We start from the raw sequence: 4,180 nt of genomic DNA, 5'->3' as shown, positions 1-4,180 counted from the left end.
GTCTTCGGCCACTGGTCGACATTGGGACTGATCTCGGACGCCCGCGTGCTGTCGCTGGATACGGGCTGCCTGTGGGGTGGCTCCCTCACCGCGGCCCGGCTCGACGACGGCGACGCGATAACGGCCGTCGCCTGCGAGGCCGCACTGCAGCCCGGCCCCGGCCGCTGAGACCGCGACCGGCCGGGGGTTGCATCCGGGGGGGCATTCCTGCCTATACTCGCGCTGGGTGGTCAGACCAAAACAAGCATCCGCCAAGATGCCCTGACCCGTAACGAACCGGGGAGCGCGGCAGACGACACAAAGCCGCGCGGCCGTGGACCGGAGGGGAGCCATGACGACAACCACTGGCACGCCCATGCGCAGCGCGACCGTGGCAGGTCTCCCGTCCCTGTCTTCCCCGCCGTTCCCATCAATGACCGGATACCCGGTATCCACCGGGCCGGCATATCCGCGGCACAACCGCGTGTATGCACCATAATCGGAGTGAAAAAACGACTCCAAAACCCTGCAAGGCGCCCCGGCGCAAGCAGTTCAGCGCACTTTACAGGAGGCAGAGTATGAAGTTCCCTTCCGGTATCACCCGTATCGCGGCGGCGGCTGTCGTCGGCGGTGCGATGACCCTCGGAGCGGTCGCGAACACGGCGCAGGCCCAGGACAGCGTGCGCTGGCGCATGCCGATTGCCTTCCCGTCGACCCTCCCGGGCCTGGCGTCGCCCGCACCCTGGGTCGCAAAACGGCTTAACGAAATCAGCGACGGCAGCATCCAGATCCGCGTCTCGGAGCCGGGCAAGATCGTGCCGCCCTTCGATATCCTCGACGCGGTCAGCGACGGCAAGGTCTCCGCGGGCTACACCTGGGTCGGCTACGACCAGGGCAAGGTCCCGGCCATTCCGCTGTTCGCGGCCGTCCCCTTCGGCATGAAGCCGTGGGCGTTCATGGGCTGGTACTACTTCGACGAGGGACACAACCTCGTCCAGGAGGTCTACGCGAACGCGGGCTACAACGTGCACGCCGAGCTGTGCGGCATTATCGGGCCGGAGACGGCGGGCTGGTACCGCGAGCCCATCGAGAGCCTGGATGACTACAAGGGCCTGAAGATCCGCTTCGCGGGCCTCGGCGGCCGGGTGCTCGAGAAGCTGGGCGCCTCGGTCACCATGATGCCCGGCGGCGAACTGTTCCAGGCCCTGGAGACCGGCACCATCGACGCGACCGAGTTCTCGCTGCCGATCATCGACCAGATCCTCGGCTTCAACAAGGTCGTGAAGTACAACCTCTTCCCGGGCTGGCACCAGCAGTTCACCGCCCAGTACATGCTGATCAACAAGGATGACTGGAACGCACTCGGCGAAAACCAGCGCTCGCAGATCGACACGGCCTGCATGGCCGCGACGACTTACGCGCTCTCGGAGTCCGAGGCCAAGAACGGCAAGGTGCTGATGGAGTTCCAGGACAAGGGCGTGCACACCGCGCAGATCCCGGAGCCGGTCCTCAAGGAGCTCCGCGCCACCACCCGCGAGGTCATGCAGGAAGAGGCCTCCAAGAACGAGGACTTCAAGCGGGTCTGGGAATCGCAGAAGGAGTTCATGAAGCAGTACAAGGTCTGGGGTGAGCGTGCCTACCTCAAGCCCGAGATGATGCTCGGGGGCGAGGAAGCCAACAACTAAGTTCCCGGCCTTTCAGGGTTTTTCGGGAAAACAGCTTGGTGTGATGGAGAGATTGGTGACCATGTCGAAAGACGATAGCAACGAGTCTGCACAGGGATTCCACATCCCCGAGGGGGAGCTGGACTTCCACCATCACACCGAGCTGCCCGACACCGCCGCTTCCCTCGCTCTCGATCGCACGATCGGGAGCGTGGGGAAGCTTATTTCCTGGCTGTGGCTGGCCGTCGTCGCCGTGATCCTGATCAGCGTTATCTCGCGCTACGTCTTCGGTCAGGGCTCGATCATGCTCGAGGAGCTGACCTGGCACATATACGGTATCGCCTGGCCAATCGGACTCGCCTACACCCTGGTCACCGACGACCATGTGCGCGTGGACGTCCTGCATGAGCGCATGGCACTGAAGACGCAGGCCTGGATCGAGGTCATCGGCCTGATCGTGCTGCTGCTGCCGTTTCTCGGGCTGGTCCTCTATTACAGCCTTCCCTACGCATACGACTCCTTCATCCGCGGCGAGACCTCTCAGGCGCCGTCGGGTCTTCCCTATCGCTTCCTGCTGAAGTCGATAATCCCGTTATCCATGGTGCTGCTGGCTGTCGCCGTGATCGCGAGAATCAGTCGGTGCACGGCGCTACTGTTCGGCTTCCCGAAGCCGCGACGTCAAACCACGTCCGTTCACTAGAGGGCCCCGGCGCCTTCCCCTGCCACCGAAATAACGGGCCGGAGCGAGAGAGTTACCGTGACGCTAGAAGCAATCCTCGTCATCGCGATGTTCGCCACTTTCGGGCTGATCCTGCTGACCGGTTTCCCGGTGGCCTGGGCGCTCGCCGGTACCGCCGTGATCTACGGCATCGCCGGCCACGTGCTGGTAGCAGATTTCGGCGCCAACCTCTGGTTCAACTGGGGCAGCTCGGTCGAGCTCTTTCCGGAGCGAATCTGGCCGCTGGTCTCCAGCCCGACCCTCGTGGCGCTGCCCATGTTCATCTTCATGGGGATCATGCTCGACCGCTCCGGTGTGGCCGAGCGCCTGATGAAGAACATGGTCACGCTCTTCGGTGTGGTACGCGGCGGCTACGCGGTGACGGTGATCATCATCGGCGTGCTGCTGGCCGCCACCACCGGCATCATCGGCGCGTCGGTGGTCCTGCTGGGCATGCTCTCGCTGCCGGTGATGCTCAAGACCGGCTACAACAAGTCCCTGGCGGTGGGCACCGCCTGCGCTACCGGCACCCTCGGCATCCTCATCCCGCCGAGCATCATGCTGGTGATCATGGCCGACCGGCTGGCGCGCCCGGAGACCTCCGTGGGCGATCTCTTCCTGGGCGCGGTGTTCCCCGGCGTGCTGCTCGGCGGGCTGTACATCAGCTACGTCCTCATCCTGGCCTGGGTGCGTCCCAACGCCGCGCCGGTCCCTAAGGACGTCCCCAAGGTCACACCACGCGTGGTCGCCAACGCCCTGTGGGCCGCCGCCCCCACCGCCGGGCTGATCCTGGCAGTGCTCGGCTCCATCTTCATGGGCGTGGCGACCCCCACCGAGGCCTCCGGCGTCGGCGCCGCGGGCGCCATGCTTCTGGCCATCGCTAACCGGCGCATGAGCTTCGAGGTCCTGCGCGACAGTCTCTACCAGACCACGCGGACCTCATCGTTCATCTTCGCGATCTTCCTCGGCGCCACCGCCTTCTCGGTGGTGCTGCGCAACCTCGGCGGCGACCAGGTCATCGAGGAGGCCCTGCTCGGCCTGCCGTTCAACAACTACGGCATCCTGGCGACGATCCTGTTCGTCACCTTCCTGCTCGGCTTCTTCCTGGACTGGGTGGAGATCACGCTGATCATCCTGCCCCTGGTCGCGCCCGTGGTGGAGGGCATGGGGTTCAACCTGGCATGGTTCACGATCATGTTCGCGGTCTGCCTGCAGACCTCGTTCCTCACCCCGCCGGTAGGCTTCGCGCTGTTCTACATCAAGGGGGTCTGTCCGCCCGAGATCAACACGATCGACATCTACAAGGGCGTGCTCCCCTACATCCTGCTCCAGCTCACCGGCCTGGCGGCGGTGTTCTTCTGGCCGGGCCTCGTGACCTGGCTCCCCAGCGTCGCCTTCAACTAGCCGGCGAATCCGCGGCCGGCACGGGCACGCCGAGTGCCCGTGTCAGCCGCTCCCACTCGAAGTGCGGCCCCGGGTCGGTCTTGCGGCCCGGGGCCACGTGACAGTGCCCCACGATCCGCTCCCTGCGGATCCCGGGATAGTGGCCCATCAGCGTCTCCAGCAGCGGCAGCAGGCGGGTGTACTGCGCCTCGGTGTACGGCACCTCGTCCGTGCCCTCCAGCTCGATACCGATGGCGAAGTCGTTGCATTCCACCCGCCCGGCCAGCGCCGAGCGCCCCGCATGCCAGGCCCGGGCGTCCAGGCCGACGAACTGCACCAGCTCGCCGTCACGGCGGATGAGCAGGTGCGAGGAAACCCGCAGGTCGGCGATCTCCGCGAAAAACGGGTGCGCCGCCGGGTCGAGCCGGTTGGTGAA

At 65.5% G+C, this 4,180-nt stretch carries 4 protein-coding genes; 3 read left to right on the top strand and 1 reads right to left on the bottom strand.

What is annotated here, in order from left to right:
• Nucleotides 1–557: 557 nt before the first annotated feature.
• From G7A99_RS16335 to G7A99_RS16325, 3 genes are all read left to right on the top strand, one after another.
• Entirely contained in the window at nucleotides 558–1,664 is a 1,107-nt protein-coding gene (locus G7A99_RS16335) for a TRAP transporter substrate-binding protein (RefSeq protein ID WP_018716513.1), read from the top strand.
• Between the two features lie 61 nt (nucleotides 1,665–1,725).
• Complete coding sequence (locus G7A99_RS16330) at nucleotides 1,726–2,343, top strand: TRAP transporter small permease subunit (protein WP_051088173.1); 618 nt, start codon at nucleotides 1,726–1,728, stop codon at nucleotides 2,341–2,343.
• A 57-nt stretch (nucleotides 2,344–2,400) separates the two neighbouring features.
• Nucleotides 2,401–3,765: a TRAP transporter large permease subunit gene (locus G7A99_RS16325; protein ID WP_018716515.1), complete on the top strand. Its 1,365-nt coding sequence runs from the start codon at nucleotides 2,401–2,403 to the stop codon at nucleotides 3,763–3,765.
• Here the strand turns inward: G7A99_RS16325 and ampD are convergent.
• The coding region (gene ampD / locus G7A99_RS16320; RefSeq protein WP_163142088.1) for a 1,6-anhydro-N-acetylmuramyl-L-alanine amidase AmpD at nucleotides 3,758–4,180 on the bottom strand (423 nt) is incomplete at its 5' end. The genes G7A99_RS16325 and ampD overlap by 8 nt on opposite strands.

This window comes from Arhodomonas sp. KWT (genome assembly GCF_010993615.1).
Note: the sequence above shows the minus strand (reverse complement) of the source record. Positions and strands in the feature narration are given on the sequence as shown.

Bases quoted from the DNA above. Each gene is read 5' to 3' on its own strand.
- G7A99_RS16330 (WP_051088173.1), top strand. From the start codon at position 1,726: ATGTCGAAAGACGATAGCAACGAGTCTGCACAGGGATTCCACATCCCC.
- G7A99_RS16335 (WP_018716513.1), top strand. From the start codon at position 558: ATGAAGTTCCCTTCCGGTATCACCCGTATCGCGGCGGCGGCTGTCGTC.